This is a genomic window from Flavobacterium sp. (genome assembly GCF_035760125.1).
In the GTDB taxonomy this organism is placed as follows: domain Bacteria; phylum Bacteroidota; class Bacteroidia; order Flavobacteriales; family Flavobacteriaceae; genus Flavobacterium.
Genome location: NZ_DASTTN010000136.1, coordinates 1 through 2,772, shown reverse-complemented (window position 1 = coordinate 2,772; position 2,772 = coordinate 1). Strand labels below are relative to the sequence as shown.

The 2,772-nt window shown below is 36.9% G+C and carries 2 protein-coding genes and 1 pseudogene; all 3 read left to right on the top strand.

Going from position 1 to position 2,772, the window contains the following annotated elements; genetic code table 11:
* Positions 1–1,026 (top strand): TolC family protein (locus tag VFS71_RS05465; RefSeq protein ID WP_326399844.1); only part of this gene is annotated, 1,026 nt, incomplete at its 5' end.
* 11 nt (positions 1,027–1,037) lie between these two features.
* On the top strand, positions 1,038–2,102 hold the full coding sequence (locus VFS71_RS05460; RefSeq protein WP_326399843.1) for an HlyD family secretion protein: 1,065 nt from the start codon (positions 1,038–1,040) through the stop codon (positions 2,100–2,102).
* Positions 2,103–2,105: 3 nt separating this feature from the next.
* Positions 2,106–2,772 (top strand): annotated as a pseudogene (locus tag VFS71_RS05455) (MFS transporter); the annotation flags it as partial.

Here is a 2,772-nt window from a genome sequence, read left to right as displayed (position 1 = left end):
TATTTTAATCAACAAGCTTCTGCCAATGTTTTTGCGTCCATGCCTTTGTATTATGGAGGAGTGATCAATAATCAGATTGATAAGCAAAAACTGATGGTCAGTATGCAAGAATCGGTTGCAAAGATGACCGAAACAGAAATTAAACAAACGATTACCACACAGTTTTTTACTCTAGAAAAATTATACAAGCAAATCGAGGTAACTAAACAAAATATTGTCAATACCGATTTGCGAATCAAACAATTAGAATCTAGGGTTTCCAATGGTCAAAACCTTAAAAGTGACTTATTAAGAACCGAATTGCAAAAGTCAAATTTTGAGGTGGCGGTTTTTCACAGTTCGAATTCAATCGAATTGATAAGTAATTATTTGGATATATTGACTGGGCTTCCTACAAATACCAAATTAAAACCGGCATTGGATGGTATTTTAATTCCTAAAAAAGAAGTGAGTTTAGAGGAAAGTTTGTCTGAAGCTTACCAAAACCGTTACGAAATCAAAAGATCGGAAATCAATGTTAAGATCGCCGAATCTTCCTTGGATATAACCAAGAGTGGTTTCAAGCCTTATATCAATGCCAACTTGCTTTTCAATACGCAGTACCCGGCTCAATGGCCAGATTATTCGGATAATATTCTCAATTACTGGGCTGCAGGTGTATCTCTAAGTTGGGATATTTCCAGTTTTTATAATATTAAGCACAAGGCTAATGCGGATAAACTGCAAATAGATAAAAGCAATATTGCACTTGACGCTACCAAAGATGTAATCAATCAGGATGTAAAGGCTGCTTATGTCCGATTTACGGAAAGCGTGAGGAATATTGTAACTTTTAAGAAAGATGTTGATTTGGCACTGAGCAATTACAAAATCGTAAAAAGCCGCTATGATAATGATTTTGCCGTAATCAGCGATATCGTTGATGCCGAATTGCAGTTGAATGAAGCGAAAATTTCTCTGAATAATGCCAATATAGATGCGATTATTCAATATTATTCCCTGCAGTACGCAATGGGTAAACTTTAATTTTTTTGTTTATGAGCGAAGATAAAACAATCAACGAAGATGCAGTAAAAAGCGAAAAAAAAAGAAATACGATATTGACTATTCTTTCTTTTGTTTTCATTATAGGTGGAGGCATTTGGATATTGAGCCTGTTTTTCGATTTTCATCGGTATGAAACAACCAATAATGCTCAAGTTGAATCCTATATTAACAGCGTTACAGCCAGGGCAACAGGCCACGTGGCATCAATTCGTTTTGATTCCCATCAGCTTGTGCATAAAGGTGATACTTTAGTAATTCTAGACGATGAGGAATACAGGATAAAAGTAAAGCAGGCTGAAGCTGATTTGGCTGTGGCAGAAGGAAATCTTCATTCATTGGAACAATCCATCGTTACTGCGACTTCCAAAGAGGCGGCTTCCAAGGATAAATTATCAGGGGACAAAGCCGATCTTGATAAAGCACAAAAAGATTACGAACGATTCAAGAATATGTATGCCGACTCAGCCGTTACGCGCAATCAATATGATCAAGTGGTTTCCAAACTTCAATCGACCAAAGCCTATCTGAATGCTGGTGAGGAAGAGTTATTGGCAAGTGCATCATCAACAAAACAAAGTTATACCAATCTAGAAGCGGCCAGAGCTACTGTAGATCGAAAAAAGGCCGATTTGGAAAATGCCTTATTACAGTTGTCTTACACCCGTATTATTGCCTTAGCTGATGGCTATGTGGGGGAGAGAACCATATCAGTAGGAGAGCTGATTAATGCCAATCAGGTGGTGGCAACGCTAGTTTTGAAACAAAAGGTTTGGGTTACAGCTAATTTTAAGGAAACTCAAATTGAAAAAATAAAACAGGGACAAGAAGTTACAATTACAATTGATGCACTTGATGACAAAGAATTTAAAGGAAAAGTGGTTGGTTTTTCGCCAGCGACAGGAGCTAAATTCTCGATGGTAGAACCAGATAACTCTACAGGGAATTTTGTGAAAATCACGCAGCGCATTCCCGTGAAAATTGATTTTGAAGCTTCCGAGAAAGAATTGGAAGATGTGAAACCAGGAATGAATGTCACTGTGGATATAAAAAAATAAAGAATGGGTTCAATAAAAAAAGGAAGTGTGTTTACCCTCGTAGGACTTTATCTCCTTACGATTCCTTTTTTTAATGCCTTGAATGTGACCTCTTATGACAATTCGCAGATATTGGGACACTTTGGAGCTTCTACCACGGTTTTTACCTATTCGACTTATATTCCTTTTTTTGCAATGCTTGGTTTTTTGCCCTTGGGGCTGAAAATCGGAAAACAAATTCCAATGCGGACCATGATTTTATCCGTTAGTTTTTTGTCCATAATCTGCAATACCGCTTCGTTGTATGCAACGACAATTGAATGGTTTACCGTTTGGCGGGCTTTGTTGGCTATTTTATCAATCGTAGGGATTTTTGCAACGATAATTCCGATACTCCTTAAATACAATCCGACTTTCAATATGCCCATTTTGTATGGTATCGTGCAATTTATTCTTCAGGGGAGTAAGCAGTTGTACCAATATTTTGGAACGCAAATGACTAGTATTCACAATTGGACTTTTGGGATTTATTTTTTGAATGTCAATTTTTTGGTTGCGATACTTTTGGCTTGGATTTTTTATAAAAAGGATGTGGCGCCGATGAAAGGAGTTTTTCAATTTGATTGGAGAGGCTGGCTTATTTTACTTTTGTTTTTAGTTGTTATACTTTTTCTTTGTGCCGAAGGACAAA